Here is a 16,705-nt window from a genome sequence, read left to right as displayed (position 1 = left end):
TTCACCACCGTTTTCACCCCGACCGCTCACGGTCTTGGCCCGGCACGACGATGCCCCGCCGCCCGAAGGCGACGGGGCAGGACCGGAGCGAACGCGTTCACCGCGGATGCGGGCGAGAGTGCGAACGCGCGCGCCGCGGATCAGCGCTGAAGGAAGTCGATGACGACCCGGTTGAATTCGTCGACGTGGCTGACATTCACGCCGTGGGGCGCGCCGGTGACGACGTGCAGTTCGCTGCCGGCGATCGCCTCGTGCGTGCGCTTACCCGAGCCCTCGAAGGGGACGGTCGCATCGCTGTCGCCGTGGATGACGAGGGTGGGGACGGTGACGTTCGGCAGGTCGTCGCGGAAATCGGTGGTGGCGAACGCCTCCATCGACTTCAGCGCAGCGTGATGGTCGGCCTGGTTCGCGAGGCGCTCGGCCTCGGCACGATCGGCCTCGGAGACGACGAGGGTGCCGTCGACCGAGAAGAAGTCGGTCGTGAACTGGTGGTAGAACGCCTTCTCGTCGTCCTTGAGGCCCTGCTTCATGCCATCGGCGGTCTCATCGTCGAGCGGACCCTCGGGGTTGTCGTCCGTCTTGGCCAGGTAGGGGGGCACGGCGGAGGCGAACACGACGCTGTGGATGCGGTCGGCACCGTGGCGCGTGATGTAGCGGGCCACTTCGCCGCCGCCCATCGAGAAGCCCACGAGGGTGACGTCGCGCAGATCGAGGGTCTCGATCACGGCCTGCAGGTCGTCGGAGAAGGTGTCGTAGTCGTATCCGGTGCGGGGCTTGTCGCTGCGACCGAATCCTCGGCGGTCGTAGGTGACGACGCGGTACCCGGCCGCCTCGATCGCGGGGACCTGGTGGGCCCAGGACTCGCCCGAGAGGGGCCAGCCATGGATGAGGACGATCGGTCGGCCGGTGCCGCCGGTGTCGTCGACGTGAAGGTCGATGTCGGTCAGAAGTCCGTGGTGTGCGGTGATCTCGCTCATGGCCGCAATGCTTCGGCTCGTACCTGAACACGGGCCCCTGCTTGACGGGGATGTTTCGGATTGGTAACGACCCGCCTCTCGCACAGGGCGAGCGCGGATGCAACGGCTCGGGGCCACCCGCTCGGCGTCGTTAGCCTTCCGGCATGGCTCCGACCCGCATCCCCGGTATCGCCCTGCTCATCGTCGCCGGCGCGCTGACCCTCAGCGCCTGCGCCCCCGCATCCGGGGGCGACCCCGTCCCCGCAGCATCGGGCGCGCCCGGGAGCGGGGCATCCGGTGCGACCTCCGTCGACGACGATGGCAGGACCGCTGTGACCGCCATCACCACCGCCGAGTCGAGCGCGGGCGGTCGCGCGTTCGAGCTGGAACGCGGCGACGACGACACCTGGGAGGTGCACGTCGCCGTGGGCGAGCGCGAGGTCGAGGTGCGCGTGGCATCCGAGGGGACGAGCGTGCAGTCCTCGCGGGACGACGACGACATCGACGCCGAGGAACGTGCCGCGCTGGACGCGGCCGTGACGACGCTCGCCGACGCGGTGCGGATCGCCGCGACGCAGAACCCGGGCGGCGAACGCCTCGACGAGGTCCAGCTCGACGACGACGGGGGTGCGTGGGTCTGGAAGGTGGAGATGCGCGACGGGGCGACGGTGCGCATCTCGGCATCCGACGGGGCAGTCCTCTGAGGCAGAGGCGCCGCGGGGACGCAACCCCTCCGGTCCGACCGGACCGCGACGCCCCCCGTCTCACTACACTCGCGCCATGCGCCACGCCTGCGACTCCGTCGGTCATAGTCCGCGCGCCCGGGTGACCCCGGGCGCAGCCTCCCCCCGAGCGGGGGCGATCCACCCATGAGCGACCTCGCCCTCAACATCGTGCTCGTCATCGTGTTCGTGCTCATCGGCGGCGTGTTCGCCGCGACCGAGATGGCACTGGTGACCCTGCGCGAGAGCCAGGTGAACGCCCTCGCCGCCCGTGGGAAACGGGGGCAGAAGGTCGCCGATCTGGCGCGCAACCCCAATACGTTCCTGTCTGCGGTGCAGATCGGCGTGACGGTGGCGGGGTTCGCCTCGGCCGCATACGGGGCGTCATCCCTCGCCCCCTCGGTCGCACCGCTGTTCGAGAACCTGGGTCTGGAGCCGGGCATGGCGGCGACGGTGTCGACGATCGCCCTCACCCTCGTGATCGCCTACCTGTCGCTCGTGCTCGGCGAACTCGTGCCCAAGCGCCTGGCCATCCAGCGCAACGCGGCCTTCGCATACACGGTCGCCCCGGTGCTGAACGGGTTCGCGAAGCTCATGCGGCCGGTGATCTGGTTGCTGTCGCTCTCGACCAACGTGCTCGTGCGCCTGCTCGGCGGAGACCCGAACAAGACCGGCGAGGAGCTCACCGAGGAGGAGCTCCGTGACATCGTCTCCAGCCACGAGGGTCTGCCGGCCGACGAGCGCCGCATCCTCGACGACGTGCTGTCGCTGCGCGACCGTCACGTGAGCGAGGTCATGCGTCCACGGCCCGAGGTGGTGACCCTGGATGCCGGAGGCACCATCGCCGAAGCCCGGGAGACGGTGCGGGATCTGCCGTATTCGCGTTACCCGGTCGCGGAGCAGTCCATCGACGATGTCGTGGGGTTCGTCCACGTGCGCGATCTCTCCGACGACACCGAGCGTCCGCTCAGCGCTGTCATGCGCGAGATCCGCTACATCCCGTCGACCGCCCGGGTCCTGCCGACGCTCACGGCGATGCGCGCCGACGGGAGCCACATCGCGGTGGTCGTCGACGAGTACGGCGGCACCGACGGCATCGTCACGCTCGAGGATCTGGTCGAGGAAGTGGTGGGCGAGATCTTCGACGAGTACGACACCGACGCCGAACAGCCTCTCGCCGAGGGCGAGCACGGCGTCGTCGAAGGTCGCCTCAACCTGCAGGACTTCGAGGAGGCGACGGGGGTGAGCCTGCCGCGCGGCGCGGCAGATACGGTCGGGGGGTTCGTCGTGGAGCGGCTGGGGCGCCTCGCTCGGGCCGGCGACACCGTCGAGGTCGACGGTGCGACGTTGCAGGTGAGCGGCGTGGAGCGCAGACGCGTCGCGGAGTTGCTGGTCACGCGGCATCCCCTCGACGAATCCGACGCCGCCGACGAGCGTGCGGAGCGCGACTGACGCGGACCCGGTCGCGGCAGCCAGGTGGAGCGTGCGATCAGGCGTTGCCTCGTCCGAGCGGCGCGGTGTCGCCGATCGCGAAATGACGTCCGTTGATGGCGAGGAGATCGGCGTCCGCGGCGGCGGGAAGACCCGGGGACGGCGCGGCATCCGCATCACGGCTGCTGATCATGCGACCCATGCTCACGCGCGCCGCAACGACGCGGCAGGGCTTGACAGCGGACGATGAGCGCGGTTCGAGAAAGATTGTGCACAACTAGATTGTGTGCAATGCTCTGTCTATGCCCGCCGTCGACGCCCTCGTGTGTTTCGCGCTGTACGCCGCCAACCGCTCGACGACCCAGGCGTATCGCGTGCTTCTGGAGCCCTTCGATCTCACCTACCCGCAGTACATCGCCCTGGTGACCCTGTGGGCCGACGGCGAGCAGACGGTGAAGAGCTTGGGTGAAGCCCTGCAGCTGGACTCCGGCACCCTGTCGCCGATGCTCGCGCGCATGGAAGCCGCGGGCTACGTCACGCGCACCCGTGGTTCCCGCGACGAGCGCGTCGTCACCGTCACCCTCACCGAACGCGGTGCAGCGCTGCGTGACGAACTCGCGCACGTGCCGCGGTGTATCGCTGTCGGCGCCGGCTTCACCGACGCCGACGACGCGAGCGAACTCATCGATGCGTTGCACCGTCTCACCGATGCGATGAAAGATCTCCGCGATCACCCTGACGCGGTGCTCGCCTCCGTGGGCGCTCCGCGCCCCCCGGCGTGAGCGCCCCTCCCCCAACCACCCTTCGAAAGGACACCCCATGGAAGCCCTCTACACCGCCGAAGCCGTCTCGACGGGCCACGGCCGCACCGGCCACGTCACCGCCGGCAGCTACATCGACCTCGAGGTCGCTCCCCCGAAGGAGATGGGCGGCTCGGGTCAGGGCACCAATCCCGAGCAGCTCTTCGCCGCCGGATACGCCGCGTGCTTCCACGGTGCTCTGCACGCGGTGGCCCGCGGCCACAAGGTCACGCTCGAGGACTCCTCGGTCGGCGGACGCGTGCAGATCGGTTCCAACGGTCAGGGCGGCTACCAGCTCGCCGTGCTGCTCGAGGTGGTCCTCCCGGGCATCGACGCCGAGCTCGCCCAGCAGCTCGCCGATGAAGCCCACCAGGTCTGCCCCTACTCCAACGCCACACGCGGCAACATCGAGGTCACCGTCACGGTCTCCGAGGACTGACCTCCCCTCGACACCGGGGCGGGGTGCTGAGCCCACGTATCGCATCCCGTCCCGGTCGCATCACCCCGACGCCGTCCGCTCTGCGGGCGGCGTCGCTGCGTCCGCCCCCGATCAGCGCAGCTGCAACTCGCCCTCGGCCTTGCCGTACGAGCGACGCAGCCACTGGCCGAAACCGGGCTGCGACAGGCACGCGGACGCGTTCTCGCACGTGACGACGGAGTCCTCCGCGGCGTACGTCTGGTACACGTCCACCTTGGCGGCCAGCACATCGCCTTCGACATTCACCGGCTGGTGCTGAGACGGATATCCGATGTAGTAGGTGATGGCATCGGCCGGCACCTCGACGGCGGGTGCGACCGCTCGCACCAGCGAGCCCACGCAGGAATGATCGGGGTGGTCTCCGCGGGCGAACACGCTCTCGTGCGGGATGTTGGTCGTCACGTGATCGGGGCGTCCTGCTCGGATCAGCTCGGCGACGGTGTCGGCCAAGCGGCTCGCGTCGACAGCCGGACCGTCATCGATCGGACGGAGCACCGGCACGGTGCCGTTGATGAGCTGCGTCAGGCCCGCATCACCCGTACTGGGGAATCCTTTGGCGCTGAGGTTGCCGTCGGGCAGACGCAGCATGGTGATGGACAGACGGGCGTCGTCGACGGGAACGAACCGGGTCGCACGGGCCCCGCTCAGCAGGGTGATCTCCCGTGTGTCCCACGCCGCCGTGCTGCCGCGCATGAGGTCGTAGGCCGCGCGGATGCCGGCCTCCCGCTGCCGCGCGTACGCGAGCCCGCGCCCCGCGTCCCCGGCTGTGACGAAGATGGTGCGCAGGGTGGCCCCCGATGCGATCACTCCCGCGAGGTGGGGGTTCGCGAAGATGATGTCGTCGTCGGCGTGCGCCCACACGGCGACGGTGGTGTCCTCTCCCGGTTCCTCGAACGCGGGTGACGTCTCGCGCGGCGGTGCGCCCGGCGACGGGACGATCGGGGCGAGCTTCACCCACGCGCCCTCCGGACCGGCGGACCGGCGGATGTCGCGGTACACCAGCGCGCCCCCGCCCAGTGCGGCGAGTCCTCCCACGGCGATCCCCCCGAAGACCAGGGCGCGGCGACTGATGACGCGACGCCGCCGTTCAGCACCCTCCGCATCGGCACCGTCGCCATGCGAAGGCTCGTCGATGTCACTCACGGCGACTCCGTCCTGTGATGCGCCCCCCGGCGACGGATTTCGGGTACGTCGCGCCCGTGGGCGCCCTTCGACGCTATCGCGCTCGACGCGCCTCTCCGGACGCGACGCCGCGCGCCGCAGGGGTCGGGGTGAACCGATCATGCGACGGGTGCGGGGGCCGACGCGGGTGCCCGCACCCCACGCATCGGTGATCCTCAGCGGGCACCTAAGGTCAGTCGTGACACTCGCCGTATGCAGACCTCCTCACCGCCGCGGTCACTGACGCCCGTAGCGCTCCGCGTTCGCGCGGTGCTCAACGAGTGGGACCCCATCGGCGTCCACCACATCGGTCCTGGTTGGCCCGACGACGAGTACGACGACCTGATCCTCCCCGTCCTCGATGCCCTCGACGTCCACCCCTCGGTCGACCATCTGGCGGCCGACCTCCGCGAGGTCGTCGAACGCGATTACGGGCTCCCGACGCCCACCGGGTCGCACGACGCCGCGCGCTCGCTCCTCGCGCTCGTCGACTGAGCGCCCGTCCTACCCGGCGGTGACGGGCGGAGCAAGCCCTGCCGAGGTCCCTCGGACCGTCCTAATGTGCGATGCATGGTCGATCTCACCCGCCCGCAGACTCCCGATCCGTACCCCCTCCTGCCCGCCGTGGCCGCGTTCGACGTGACGAGCGACGACCTCGTCGACGGTCGTCCGCTCGACGACGCGCAGGTCGCCGACAAGGGCGACACCTCGCCGCACCTGCGCTGGTCGAACGTCCCCGACGGCACGAAGTCCTTCACGGTGACGTGCTTCGACCCCGATGCCCCGACGCCGAGCGGCTTCTGGCACTGGGTGCTGGTCGACCTTCCCGCCAACACCCGAGAGCTGCCCACCGGTGCCGCCTCGGCACCGCTTCCCGAGGGCGCCTTCCACGTGCGCAACGACGGCGGCCGGGCCGGCTTCCTCGGCGCAGCTCCTCCCCAGGGCGACCAGCCCCACCGCTACTTCTTCGTCGTGCACGCGGTCGGCGAGGACACCCTGGGCATCGACGCGGATGCCACCCCCGCAGCGGCGTCGTTCGCCCTCGCTTTCACCACCCTGGGCCGAGCCATCGTGCACGGCACCTATCGGCACTGAGGAGCAGTCATGACACAACGCACGGACGGCTTCGACAAGGAGCAGACCGTCGCCGGCGTCGAGGAGCGCGTAGCCGCGAGGTTCCCGGGGGCATCACCCGACGTGGTCCACGGCGAGGCCGTCGTCGCCGTGGACCGTTACGCGGACGCGCCCGTGAAGGACTTCGTCGAGATCATCGCCGAGCGCGACGCGCGCGCAGCCGTCGAGGAGACACTCGATCAGGGCTGACGGCGCTCAGCGTAGTTGCAGCTCCGCCTCGGTCTTGGGGTACCAGCGTCGCAACCACTCACCGAATTTGCGTGTCCCGAGGCACGCGGCGCGATCGGCGCAACGGATCACCTCGTCCTGCTGCGTGTAGATCCGGTAAGTGTCGACTTTGGCGTCCAACACCGCCCCGTCGAGGTTGCGCGGCAGATCGGCCGATGGGTAGCCCACGAAGTAGCGGATGCCAGGGCTCACCGCCGGGTCTGAAGCCAGGGCCTCGCGCACGGCGCTGCCGACGACCGAATGGTCGGGGTGGTCCCCAGGGGCGAAGGCGCTCCCCCGCGGGATGTGGGTGAGAACGCGTCCGGGTGCGAACCCCGTCGAGAGTTCGCGCACGGTGGCCAGCAGCTGATCCCGCGAAACGTGTGCGCCGCCCGAGACCGGCGAGAGGGCGGGGATGCCACCGTCGAACAGGTGGCCGAGCGTTGCGAAGCCCGTGTCCGCGAACCCCGCGCCCGTGATGTTGCCGTCGGGCAGACGGAGGAAGATCACCGAGACGCGCGGGTCGCCCGTCGGGGTCAGTCGTCGCACGTGGGCGCCACTGGTCAGTGTGAGATCTGTGGTGTCCCAGAGTCCCTGCGTCCCCCGCATGTCGTTGTAGGCGCGGAGGATGCCGAGTTCGCGGGCTTCGACGTAACGCATCCCCTTTCCCGCGTCACCGGCGGTCACGAACACCGTCCGGACGCAGTCGCCGGCGTCGATCGCGTCGGAGATGGTCGGGTTCGCGAAGATGATGTCGTCGTCGGGGTGTGCCCAGACACTCATCACCGTGGTCGCGCCGTCGCATCCCTGAGCCGCCGGCAAGACGGGCGGCTCAGGTGCCGGTGCGGTCACCGCGCTCGTTACTGGAGAGGGCGTCGGGGATGCCGTCGGGGTGGGCGCGACCGAAGAGGACGGCGAGGGCGTCGCCGGTGCCGACACCGATGACGGGTCCGGCCGCAGGACGGCGAAGGAGAAGATGCCGGCGACCGCCGCGATGACGACCACGGCGAGGACGACGGCCGCGATGAGGGCGGCTGACCGGCGTCGACGGCGGGCGCGTCTCGTCCGGACGGAGGCGCGCGACATGGATGCCCCTTTCACGGACGGCGGACGCTGCTACTCCCCGCAGGAGGGGACTCCGCGCCGGTCGAGCCGAGCCGACGCGCGCCCGAGTGTAGGGGAAGTCCGCAGGGGGGAGCGAATGCGTCGCTCCCGACCGCGCACCACGTGCTTCCCGTTCACGTTTCGGGCGTATGAAGACATCCGAAGGGTGAATCTGCGGGTGACTTCGGCCTGTTAGTGTTCGCGAGGTGGGATCGACGCAGGTCGATCGGGGGGAGGTACAGGCCGTGACAGTGGACCTTCGGGGAAGCGCATCGGCAGCGGGGTCGCACCCGCCGGTCGCCGAGACGACGACAGCGCCGCTCACGGCGGATCGTCCCGCCCCGATGTACCGCCGCGATCCGTGGCGCCGCACCTACCGCCGCGCCCTGGTCATCACCGACCTCCTGTCGCTCGCCTGGGTCGTCTACGGCACTCAGCTGCTCTGGTTCGGTCTCGGCAATGCGCAACTGGCCGCACGAAACGACGGGCGGATCACCGACCTGTCGTACTGGGCGTTCTCCGCCATCCTCGTCGTGACCTGGATGTGGGCCCTGGCCTTCGTCGAGTCGCGGAGCGACCGCGTGATCGGCACCGGCTCCGCCGAGTACGTCCGGATCGCCGATGCGAGCTTCCGCCTCTTCGGCACCGTCGCCATCATCGCCTTCCTCACGCAGATCGACATCGCCCGCGGGTACCTCCTCATCAGCCTGCCGCTGGGCATCGCCGTCCTTCTGTTCACCCGATGGGTGTGGCGTAAGTGGCTGATCGTGCAGCGCTCCAAGGGGCGCTATTCGGCGAACGTCTTGCTCGTCGGGTCACTGCCCTCGGTCACACATTTGGCACGCGAGTTCGCCCGCACTCCCAGCGCGGGTTATCGCGTGGTCGGCGCCTGCGTACCGAACGGCAAGATCGCCGACGTCATCCCCGGCACGGAGATCCCGGTCATGGGTCACGTGGGAGACGTCTCCCGCGCCCTCGAGGTCACCGGGGCCGACACGGTCGCCGTCACGAGCGCCGACGAGCTGCCCGCCGACAAGGTCAAGCAGATCTCGTGGAGCCTCGAAGCCGGGCGCCAGCACCTCGTTCTCGCCCCGAGCATCGTCGACATCGCTGGGCCCCGCCTGCACACGCGTCCCGTCGCCGGTCTCCCCCTCATCCACGTGGAGACCCCGAAGTTCTCCCGCGGCCAGAGCTTCCTCAAGCGCACGGTCGACCTCACCGCCGCGCTGGTGGGGGTGGCCCTGTTGAGCCCGATCCTGGCCTTCCTCATGCTCTCGGTCCGTCTTTCCAGCGACGGTCCGATCTTCTTCCGGCAGACGCGTGTGGGCTTCCGGGGTCGCGAGTTCACGATGATCAAGTTCCGATCGATGGTCGTCAACGCCGAGGAACTGCTCGCCCAGCTCGCCGAGCAGCAGCGCGACTCGGGCAACGAGGTCCTCTTCAAGATGAAGAACGACCCGCGAGTGACGCCGATCGGTCGCGTCATGCGCAAGTACAGCCTCGATGAGCTCCCTCAGCTGTTCAACGTGATCGGGGGCTCGATGTCATTGGTCGGCCCGCGTCCTCCGCTTCCCTCTGAGGTCGCCGTCTACGCCGATCACGTGCACCGGCGCTTCCTGGCCAAGCCCGGCATCACCGGTCTGTGGCAGGTCAGCGGACGCTCGTCGCTGTCCTGGGAGGAATCGGTCCGACTCGACCTGTCCTACGTCGAGAATTGGACCCTGCTCGGCGACTTCGTCATCCTGGGTAGGACCGCCCGCGCCGCTCTGGCGCCGGGCGAGACCGCTGCGTGATACTTCCGTCCCTTCCCCTCCCCCGCGCCGGCATCGCCGGTGCGGGGCGACACCCCTCCGAAAGGCTTCCATCGTGCGTCTGTCTGTAGTTGGTTGCGGCTACCTGGGGGCCGTGCACGCCGCGGCCATGGCATCCATCGGTCACGAGGTCGTCGGCATCGACGTCGATGAGCGAAAGATCGCCGTCCTGTCCAAGGGCCAAGCCCCCTTCTTCGAGCCCGGCCTGCAGGAGATCCTCACCGAAGGCATCGCGTCGGGTCGCCTGTCCTTCACCACCGACATGGCTGCCGCGCAGGGCGCGAAAGTCCACTTCGTAGGCGTCGGCACCCCGCAGCAGGCCGGCGGGCACGCCGCCGACCTCACCTATGTGGATGCCGCCATCGACGGCCTGCTGCCCTACCTCAGCGAGGGCGACATCGTCGCCGGCAAGTCCACGGTCCCCGTCGGCACAGCCGCTCGCCTCGCTCCCCGCGTGGCCGAGCGCGGCGCCACCCTGGTGTGGAACCCCGAATTCCTTCGCGAGGGCTGGGCCGTGCAGGACACCATCGACCCCGACCGCCTCGTGGCGGGCGTGCCCACCGAGGACGGCGCTCCGACCGCCGAGGGCGAGCGGACGGCGCAGGTGCTGCGCGAGGTCTACCACCCCTCCATCGCCAAGGGCACGCCCTTCATCGTCACCGACTACGCCACGGCCGAGCTGGTGAAAGTCTCGGCGAACGCGTTCCTGGCGACCAAGATCAGCTTCATCAACGCCATCGCCGAGATCGCCGAGGTCACCGGCGCCGACGTGACGACGCTGGCCGATGCCATCGGCCACGACGCCCGCATCGGACGACGCTTCCTGGGCGCGGGAATCGGCTTCGGCGGCGGGTGCCTGCCCAAGGACATCCGCGCGTTCTCGGCCCGCGCCGAGGAGCTCGGCCGCGGCGAGTCCGTCGCCTTCCTGCGCGAGGTCGACGCCATCAACCTACGCCGGCGCGATCGTGCCGTCGAGCTCACCACCGACGCGCTCGGCGGCAGCGTGTTCGAGAAGAAGATCGCCGTGCTCGGCGCGGCCTTCAAGCCCCACAGCGACGACATCCGCGACTCTCCCGCGCTCGACGTCGCCGTGCGTCTGCACGGTCTGGGCGCCCGCGTCACGCTGACCGACCCCGCCGCGATCGAGAACGCGCGTCGCATCCACCCGCAGCTGACGTACGAGGAAGACCTCGACGCGACCCTGCGCGATGCCGACGCCGTCATCGTCGTCACGGAGTGGGACGAATACCGTCGCGAACTCTCGCCCGAGCACGCCGCGTCGCTCGCTCGCGGGCTCGTCGTGGTGGACGGCCGCAACTGCCTCGACCCGGCCGCATGGCGGGCAGCGGGCTGGACCTACTTCGGCATGGGTCGCCCCTGACCGATGCGCCGTGGATGAAACGCCCCGACCGTTCGGTCGGGGCGTTTCGCCTGTGGCGAGCGGGCTGCATCGACAGCCCGTGGCCGCACTCCGTGGCCGGCCGACCCGTGTGGAGTGGCCGCATCTCGAGGCCGGGCGACCGCTCCCCCGCTCGGCGAAAGGATGACGCCGAGCGGCGTGACGAATCGCGGTCTCGACACGTCTCCTAGGTGACGAGCCCCCTCCGCCACCCCGATCGGGGTGGAGACGGCGAGCGGGACCGCCTCGTCCGAACGGAGGATGCCATGCGCAACAAGATCATCCTGGTCGGCGCCGTCGCGCTGATCGCTTATGTGGTGGGCACCCGCACCTCGAGGGTCCAGGTGAAGAACCGGGAGTCGGTGGGACATCAGGTGGTCCGCCTGTGGAACGACCCTCGTGCGCGCAAGCGCCGCCACAAGGCTGCGAAGAAGGCCGCGGCGGCGGCGGAGAAGCGCGCGAAGAAGACGTTCCGCGGCCTGCGCCACTGAGGCGGGTCTGCGAGGGCGTGCGCGCGCTGCGCGCCTCTGTGGACAACATCCGAGGGCTTACGCATGCGCATGTCAAGATGTGCATGTCACACCGAGGAGACCCATGGACATCACCCCGCTTCCCTTTCCCGTCCGCGGAGCCGGCGGCGTCGACGACCTCGTCGACGATGCCGCCGGCTTCGCCCCGCACTGCCCTCGATGCCTGCGCACCTGCGAGCCCTGGCAGGCGGGCCGCGCCCTCACGTGGCGGTGTCCCGACTGCGCACTCGCCCTGATCGGCTGACCGCGGCGGCTACGCTGACCCCGTGGTCGCCAGCATCCTCATCTCGATCTCCGCCGTCGTCTCGGCCGTGCTCGTCGGCTTCGTCGCGCGCCGCATCATCGGCACGGCGGTGGGGTGGCCGCGGAGTATCGTGGTCGGCCTTCTCGTGTTCGTGCTGGGGGTGCCCTCGGCGGCGTGGACCCTGAGACAGACGGGCCTGACTGCGGCGGGAGACACGATTCCCGCCCAAGACGTCTGGCTGTGGGTGGGGCTCGTCGCCCTCTCACTCGCCTGGGTCTTCGCCCTCGGCGTCGCGGCGCTCGTCGCGAGCGAGGCGATCTTCCCCACGCGTGCGCTGCCCAACCCCATCGATCTCGTCCGTGCGGCGCTGCGTCAGCGCAAGCGCACGCGTCGCTACCTCGAGATCCTCACCATCGCCTCGCGACACGGCGTGGGCTGGCTCTTCCACGGTGGCCGCTCCCGGGTCGAAGAGCAGCTGAGCACGTCCGAGGAGCGCGCGAACGCCATCGTGGCGACGATCAACGACGCGGGGGTCAGCTTCGTCAAACTGGGCCAGGTACTCTCCACCCGCCGCGACCTCGTGCCCGAGCCGTACCTCAGCGCGTTGGCGACCCTGCAGACGAACGCCACGACGCTGCCGTGGTCCACGGTGCGCCAGGTCATCGAGGCGGACCTCGGAGCGTCGATCGACGAGGTCTTCGCCGATGTGGACCCCACTCCCCTCGCCGCGGCCTCCGTCGCCCAGGTTCACCGAGCGCGTCTTCTGGACGGCACTCGCGTGGTCGTGAAAGTGCAACGCCCCGCGGCGCGCTCCCAGGTCGAAGCGGATGCCGACATCATCGGCCGCCTGGCGCACCGCGCCGAGGCGCGCACCCGTGTCGGACGCGACCTGCGTCTGGAGGCCGTCGCGCGCGGCTTCACCGCCACCCTGCTCGAGGAGCTCGACTACCGCATCGAAGCGCGCAACACATCGATGATCGGAGCGACCCTCGACGAGATCGACCGCGCAGAACCCGGCCGTCGCGGCGTGGTCACCGCGCCCCGTGTCTTCCCGGCCGCGTCGCATCAGCGGGTGCTGACGATGGAGCTCGTCGACGGCGCGGCGCTGAGCGACTCCGCCGACCGACTGTCGGCGATGGACGCCACGCAACGCGACCGTCTCGCGCAGGTACTGATGTCGACGGTGATCGAACAAATTCTCGTCTATGGCGTCTTCCACGCCGATCTGCACCCGGGTAACGTGCTCCTGCGCGCCGACGGGACCCTTGGGATGATCGACTTCGGCGCCGTCGGGATCATCGAACGCAGTCGGCGCCAGCAATTGACCGCCCTGCTGCTGGCGGCGCTCAGCGAGAACGACGTCGCCGCCGCCGATGCGCTGCTGCTCATCGTCGACGTCCCCGACGATCTCGACTTCGATGCCTTCCGCCACGACGTGGGCGTCGTCCTCACGACCGAGCACTTGCGCACGACCGGACATGGATCGATCTTCACGCGGATGGTCGACGTGATCCGGCAGCACCGCATCGCCCTTCCGGGCGAGCTGGCGTCGGCCTTCCGCAGCTTCGCCACCCTCGAGGGATGCCTGCGGGTACTCGTCGACGACTTCGACATGGCCGGTCGTGCCCTGCCGCTGATGCCCACGTTGCTGCGGCGCACCCTGTCGCTCTCGCGGATGGCAACGGACCTCCAGGCGCAATCCGTGATCGCCCTCGCGCGTCTCGAGCAGGTCCCCCGTCGCCTCGACGCCCTCCTGACCGGAGCGGAGAAGGGCTCCATCGGCATCACCCTGCGCGGACAGGACGGCTCCGACATCAGCGGCATCCTGGCGCGCGCGACAGGCGAGATCGCGTCGACACTCGTCTCCATCGCGGCGGTGGTCATCGCCGTCGTCCTCGTCATCGCGGGCGGGGGTCCCGTCCTGGGCGGGTCGATCACCCTCTTCGCCGTTCTGGGCGCCGTCGTCGGGCTCTTCGGCTTCCTCGGGTTGCTCAGAATCGTGCGCCGCGGTTTCACCCGTCGCGACTGAACCGCGCGCGGTGGGGTGACGGCGCGGGCGCCGCTTACGGTGTGTCGTGCCTTCCGTCGCCTCCCCCTCCGAAGACCGTCGAACCGTCACGACGGTCGCTCGGCTCGGGATCGTCGCCGCGGCGATCTACCTCGTCGTCCTCGCGGTCATCCTTCTGTGGCCCGACCATCTCGACCGTCATGCGGACCTGGCCTTCCGCCTCGCGTTCCGTCTGTTCCCGTCCGCCAATGGGCGGGAGGTGGATTTCGGCCTGAACGTGCTGCTCTTCCTGCCGTTCGGCAGCCTCCTCGCGCCCCTCGTCCCGCGACACGCCTGGGCGGTGCTGGTCATCGCCTGGGTCGTTCCGATGCTCGTGGAGATCGCCCAGGGACTCCTCCTGCCGGCCCGCGTCAGCAGCATCTTCGACGTCGTCGCCAACGCCGCGGGCAGCCTCACGGCGGCTCTGCTCGTCGCGAGCGTGCGCCAGCGGCTCAACCGGTGACTCACCCGCCGGCAAGTCTGACCCCACCTGCTCACCATCACTCTCGGTCGCCTTCCGCACGTCGGCTCCGAGCTCGCGCAGGATGCGTCGGGGATGCAGCTGCCGCGGGTCGTACTCGCGCCAATCGGGGGCCATGTCGTCGAGGTCGCGAGTGACCTGGGCTCTGCCCTGCTGGTAGAGCGCGTGCATGCGTCCGACCATCTGCGGTAGCTTCCGGCGCCATTCGACGAGGCGCGCGGGTCCCATGATCAGCCCTATCAGGACGCCGACGAAGATGAGCTTGTCGAGTTCGATGCCGAACATCTCACGCCCTCCGCGCCGCGCGGCGAGTCGACGGCACACCATGGCTGATCCGGTACTCGCGGCGTGTCCCGGCAACGCTCTGCGGTGCCTCGATCGGAGATGCGAGCGCGGGCAATCCCTTCATCGCCCCCAGGATCGTCGACACGGCCCGGGTTGCCTGGCGCTCGAACTCCGTCCACACGTGCTGCGGCCGGCCGACGGGATCGATGACGTCGTCGACCTCGTCCGCAGCCGACCGCCCGGCCAGACGCGCCCGCGACGCCGCCCGGACGAGTCCGGCCCAATCGGACGCGGCATCTTGCACGGCCCCGTCATCGACGAGACGCGCGAACTCCCGAACAGTGAACACGCTCGGGAGGAGGTCTGGGCGCAGATCGAGCACCACCCTGCGGTGGGCGCGTTCCGCGCACAACACCGTGTCGCCGGTCGCGAGGACGCCATCGTCGAGTCGACGCGTGCGATGAGGGGAGAGGTCGAGCCCGTAGGTGCGCCCGAGGTCGACGATCTCAGGCGCCGCCTCGTCGCCCGGCCGGGCCGCCGTACCGGCGCTCTCGACGCTCAGATGGTCGTCCGTCATCGCCGCCAGCCGTGACGAGATGAGCCCGGCGACGAAGGGCGAACGGATCATGTTGGCCGTACAGACGACGACGATGCGATTCCCCACCAGGGTTCCCTCTCCCGACAGCGCGACCCCACCCGTGCGACGGTCGCCTCAGCGCTCAGTCAAACCGATGCCCCATCGACCCTCGTCCGTGGGTGGTCGACGCCCGCTCCATGCTCCACGGGGTGATATGCCGGAGGCCGACGGGCGAGGTTGCGGTCGTCTCCGACGGATACCCGTGCGTCCGGCCGAACATGGGAACTTGACCCCCACACGAAAGGTCGTCATGGGCATCTTCGGGAACGCATTCTCCGGCTGGCACCTCCTCCTCATCCTCGCCGTCGTCCTGCTCCTCTTCGGCGCTGCGAAGCTTCCCGGGCTGGCCAAGAGCGTCGGCGAGTCGGTGCGTATCCTCCGCTCCGAGAGCAAGGACGCCGCCTCCACGGGTGAAGAAGAGCCCACCGCGCCCGCAGACCCGGACCGCACCCGGCCCGGGTCGTCGACCACGACGTGACGCGGGCGCAGAGGACTCGCCGTCCGCGCGAGCGGCGTCCCGCAGATGGGACAGGAGGGGCGATGCCCCTCCTGTCCCATCTGTCTGAGTTGAGGAATCGCCTGTCGATCGCCGCGATCGCCATCGTGATCGGCGGGATGGTCGGCTTCGCGCTGTCGGACGCCCTCATCGCGGCCGCCGCAGAACCGCTCTCCCATGTGCACGGTCCGTCGATGACGGGGCTCAACTTCACCCGCATCGGCGAAGCATTCGATCTGCGGTTCAAGATCGCCGTGACCGTCGGTATCGTGCTCGCGTCCCCGGTATGGATCGCTCAGACCTGGGCATTCCTCGTGCCCGGGCTCACGTCGCGCGAACGACGCACCGGCGTCATTTTCGTCGGCCTGGCCGTGCCGTTGTTCCTCGGGGGTGCCTGTTTCGGCTGGATGGTCGTGCCGCAGATCGTCGAACTGCTCGCCGGGTTCGCACCGTCTGGCTCGACGACCATGCTCACCGCGAGCCAGTACTTCGATTTCCTTCTCAAGCTCGTGGTCGGTGTCGGTCTGGCCTTCGTCTCGCCGTTGGCGATCATCGCCCTCAACGCGGTGGGCGTTCTGAGCGCCCGCAGCGTCGTGCGGGGCTGGCGGGTCGCGCTCGTCGTGATCGTCGTCTTCTCTGCGGCTGTGACGCCCCCGGCCGACCTGATGAGCATGGGGATCATCGCGCTGCCGCTGTGCGTGCTCTATGTCGGCGCGGCGGCGTGGACGTGGGTGCACGACCGGCGAGCAGCGCGCCGCTCCCGTTCGTCGAGCTGAGCTGCG

At 69.7% G+C, this 16,705-nt stretch carries 20 protein-coding genes; 15 read left to right on the top strand and 5 right to left on the bottom strand.

Features of this window, described 5'->3' with window-relative positions; genetic code table 11:
- Positions 1-140: 140 nt before the first annotated feature.
- Positions 141-977 carry an alpha/beta fold hydrolase gene (locus ACXKZF_RS03005; RefSeq protein ID WP_488985335.1) on the bottom strand — a complete coding sequence of 279 codons (837 nt, stop codon included), beginning with the start codon at positions 975-977 and terminating at the stop codon, positions 141-143.
- A gap of 143 nt (positions 978-1,120) precedes the next feature.
- Here ACXKZF_RS03005 and ACXKZF_RS03000 point away from each other — a divergent pair, with 143 nt between their 5' ends.
- Together ACXKZF_RS03000 and ACXKZF_RS02995 are read left to right on the top strand one after the other, a co-directional pair.
- The gene (locus ACXKZF_RS03000) at positions 1,121-1,660 is read left to right on the top strand and encodes a PepSY domain-containing protein (protein ID WP_488985334.1); all 540 of its coding nucleotides are present in this window, start codon (positions 1,121-1,123) and stop codon (positions 1,658-1,660) included.
- A 165-nt stretch (positions 1,661-1,825) separates the two neighbouring features.
- A complete protein-coding gene (locus ACXKZF_RS02995; RefSeq protein WP_488985333.1) occupies positions 1,826-3,130 on the top strand; it encodes a hemolysin family protein in 1,305 nt (434 codons plus the stop codon).
- Between the two features lie 37 nt (positions 3,131-3,167).
- Here the strand turns inward: ACXKZF_RS02995 and ACXKZF_RS02990 are convergent, their stop codons facing one another.
- Positions 3,168-3,302 (bottom strand): hypothetical protein, encoded by a 135-nt coding sequence (locus ACXKZF_RS02990; protein ID WP_268774796.1) that lies wholly within the window; start codon positions 3,300-3,302, stop codon positions 3,168-3,170.
- 109 nt (positions 3,303-3,411) lie between these two features.
- Between ACXKZF_RS02990 and ACXKZF_RS02985 the strand changes: the two genes are divergently transcribed.
- Both ACXKZF_RS02985 and ACXKZF_RS02980 read left to right on the top strand, forming a co-directional pair.
- The gene (locus ACXKZF_RS02985; protein WP_488985332.1) at positions 3,412-3,891 is read left to right on the top strand and encodes a MarR family winged helix-turn-helix transcriptional regulator; all 480 of its coding nucleotides are present in this window, start codon (positions 3,412-3,414) and stop codon (positions 3,889-3,891) included.
- A gap of 37 nt (positions 3,892-3,928) precedes the next feature.
- A complete protein-coding gene (locus tag ACXKZF_RS02980; RefSeq protein WP_055959174.1) occupies positions 3,929-4,348 on the top strand; it encodes an organic hydroperoxide resistance protein in 420 nt (139 codons plus the stop codon).
- 111 nt (positions 4,349-4,459) lie between these two features.
- Here ACXKZF_RS02980 and ACXKZF_RS02975 read toward each other — a convergent pair whose 3' ends face one another.
- Positions 4,460-5,530, bottom strand: a complete 1,071-nt coding sequence (locus tag ACXKZF_RS02975; protein WP_243222770.1) for a PIG-L family deacetylase — start codon at positions 5,528-5,530, stop codon at positions 4,460-4,462.
- Positions 5,531-5,761: 231 nt separating this feature from the next.
- Between ACXKZF_RS02975 and ACXKZF_RS02970 the strand changes: the two genes are divergently transcribed.
- The 3 genes from ACXKZF_RS02970 (at position 5,762) to ACXKZF_RS02960 (ending at position 6,871) form a co-directional block, all read left to right on the top strand.
- Positions 5,762-6,043, top strand: a complete 282-nt coding sequence (locus ACXKZF_RS02970; RefSeq protein ID WP_055959180.1) for a hypothetical protein — start codon at positions 5,762-5,764, stop codon at positions 6,041-6,043.
- 75 nt (positions 6,044-6,118) lie between these two features.
- Positions 6,119-6,643, top strand: coding sequence for a YbhB/YbcL family Raf kinase inhibitor-like protein (locus ACXKZF_RS02965; RefSeq protein WP_488985331.1), 525 nt, complete (start codon positions 6,119-6,121; stop codon positions 6,641-6,643).
- 9 nt (positions 6,644-6,652) lie between these two features.
- Positions 6,653-6,871, top strand: coding sequence for a three-helix bundle dimerization domain-containing protein (locus ACXKZF_RS02960; protein WP_243222771.1), 219 nt, complete (start codon positions 6,653-6,655; stop codon positions 6,869-6,871).
- A gap of 6 nt (positions 6,872-6,877) precedes the next feature.
- On the opposite strand, the gene ACXKZF_RS02955 is transcribed toward ACXKZF_RS02960, so the two are convergent.
- Entirely contained in the window at positions 6,878-7,975 is a 1,098-nt protein-coding gene (locus ACXKZF_RS02955) for a PIG-L family deacetylase (protein ID WP_488985330.1), read from the bottom strand.
- Between the two features lie 362 nt (positions 7,976-8,337).
- Here ACXKZF_RS02955 and ACXKZF_RS02950 point away from each other — a divergent pair, with 362 nt between their 5' ends.
- From ACXKZF_RS02950 to ACXKZF_RS02925, 6 genes are all read left to right on the top strand, one after another.
- Positions 8,338-9,786, top strand: coding sequence for a sugar transferase (locus ACXKZF_RS02950; protein ID WP_055959197.1), 1,449 nt, complete (start codon positions 8,338-8,340; stop codon positions 9,784-9,786).
- Positions 9,787-9,859: 73 nt separating this feature from the next.
- A complete protein-coding gene (locus ACXKZF_RS02945) occupies positions 9,860-11,185 on the top strand; it encodes a UDP-glucose dehydrogenase family protein (RefSeq protein ID WP_055959200.1) in 1,326 nt (441 codons plus the stop codon).
- A gap of 284 nt (positions 11,186-11,469) precedes the next feature.
- Positions 11,470-11,694: a hypothetical protein gene (locus ACXKZF_RS02940; RefSeq protein ID WP_488985329.1), complete on the top strand. Its 225-nt coding sequence runs from the start codon at positions 11,470-11,472 to the stop codon at positions 11,692-11,694.
- 103 nt (positions 11,695-11,797) lie between these two features.
- Entirely contained in the window at positions 11,798-11,977 is a 180-nt protein-coding gene (locus ACXKZF_RS02935) for a hypothetical protein (protein WP_055959205.1), read from the top strand.
- A 22-nt stretch (positions 11,978-11,999) separates the two neighbouring features.
- Entirely contained in the window at positions 12,000-14,006 is a 2,007-nt protein-coding gene (locus ACXKZF_RS02930; protein WP_488985328.1) for an ABC1 kinase family protein, read from the top strand.
- A gap of 46 nt (positions 14,007-14,052) precedes the next feature.
- The gene (locus ACXKZF_RS02925; protein WP_055959211.1) at positions 14,053-14,487 is read left to right on the top strand and encodes a VanZ family protein; all 435 of its coding nucleotides are present in this window, start codon (positions 14,053-14,055) and stop codon (positions 14,485-14,487) included.
- 304 nt (positions 14,488-14,791) lie between these two features.
- Here the strand turns inward: ACXKZF_RS02925 and ACXKZF_RS02920 are convergent, their stop codons facing one another.
- Positions 14,792-15,454, bottom strand: a complete 663-nt coding sequence (locus tag ACXKZF_RS02920; protein WP_488985327.1) for an arsenate reductase/protein-tyrosine-phosphatase family protein — start codon at positions 15,452-15,454, stop codon at positions 14,792-14,794.
- A gap of 223 nt (positions 15,455-15,677) precedes the next feature.
- Between ACXKZF_RS02920 and tatA the strand changes: the two genes are divergently transcribed.
- Together tatA and tatC are read left to right on the top strand one after the other, a co-directional pair.
- Positions 15,678-15,905: a twin-arginine translocase TatA/TatE family subunit gene (gene tatA, locus ACXKZF_RS02915; protein ID WP_055959215.1), complete on the top strand. Its 228-nt coding sequence runs from the start codon at positions 15,678-15,680 to the stop codon at positions 15,903-15,905.
- 62 nt (positions 15,906-15,967) lie between these two features.
- Entirely contained in the window at positions 15,968-16,699 is a 732-nt protein-coding gene (gene tatC, locus ACXKZF_RS02910) for a twin-arginine translocase subunit TatC (protein ID WP_055959217.1), read from the top strand.
- The last annotated feature ends 6 nt before the right edge of the window (positions 16,700-16,705 follow it).

The organism is Microbacterium sp. ABR10 (assembly GCF_057812175.1).
Note: the sequence above shows the minus strand (reverse complement) of the source record. Positions and strands in the feature narration are given on the sequence as shown.

What these genes read in the sequence shown, in the direction of transcription:
- ACXKZF_RS03005 (WP_488985335.1), bottom strand. Translation starts at nt 977, where the DNA reads ATGAGCGAGATCACCGCACACCACGGACTTCTGACCGACATCGACCTT.
- ACXKZF_RS03000 (WP_488985334.1), top strand. Translation starts at nt 1,121, where the DNA reads ATGGCTCCGACCCGCATCCCCGGTATCGCCCTGCTCATCGTCGCCGGC.
- ACXKZF_RS02995 (WP_488985333.1), top strand. Translation starts at nt 1,826, where the DNA reads ATGAGCGACCTCGCCCTCAACATCGTGCTCGTCATCGTGTTCGTGCTC.
- ACXKZF_RS02990 (WP_268774796.1), bottom strand. Translation starts at nt 3,302, where the DNA reads ATGATCAGCAGCCGTGATGCGGATGCCGCGCCGTCCCCGGGTCTTCCC.
- ACXKZF_RS02985 (WP_488985332.1), top strand. Translation starts at nt 3,412, where the DNA reads ATGCCCGCCGTCGACGCCCTCGTGTGTTTCGCGCTGTACGCCGCCAAC.
- ACXKZF_RS02980 (WP_055959174.1), top strand. Translation starts at nt 3,929, where the DNA reads ATGGAAGCCCTCTACACCGCCGAAGCCGTCTCGACGGGCCACGGCCGC.
- ACXKZF_RS02970 (WP_055959180.1), top strand. Translation starts at nt 5,762, where the DNA reads ATGCAGACCTCCTCACCGCCGCGGTCACTGACGCCCGTAGCGCTCCGC.
- ACXKZF_RS02965 (WP_488985331.1), top strand. Translation starts at nt 6,119, where the DNA reads ATGGTCGATCTCACCCGCCCGCAGACTCCCGATCCGTACCCCCTCCTG.
- ACXKZF_RS02960 (WP_243222771.1), top strand. Translation starts at nt 6,653, where the DNA reads ATGACACAACGCACGGACGGCTTCGACAAGGAGCAGACCGTCGCCGGC.
- ACXKZF_RS02955 (WP_488985330.1), bottom strand. Translation starts at nt 7,975, where the DNA reads ATGTCGCGCGCCTCCGTCCGGACGAGACGCGCCCGCCGTCGACGCCGG.
- ACXKZF_RS02950 (WP_055959197.1), top strand. Translation starts at nt 8,338, where the DNA reads ATGTACCGCCGCGATCCGTGGCGCCGCACCTACCGCCGCGCCCTGGTC.
- ACXKZF_RS02940 (WP_488985329.1), top strand. Translation starts at nt 11,470, where the DNA reads ATGCGCAACAAGATCATCCTGGTCGGCGCCGTCGCGCTGATCGCTTAT.
- ACXKZF_RS02935 (WP_055959205.1), top strand. Translation starts at nt 11,798, where the DNA reads ATGGACATCACCCCGCTTCCCTTTCCCGTCCGCGGAGCCGGCGGCGTC.
- tatA (WP_055959215.1), top strand. Translation starts at nt 15,678, where the DNA reads ATGGGCATCTTCGGGAACGCATTCTCCGGCTGGCACCTCCTCCTCATC.
- tatC (WP_055959217.1), top strand. Translation starts at nt 15,968, where the DNA reads ATGCCCCTCCTGTCCCATCTGTCTGAGTTGAGGAATCGCCTGTCGATC.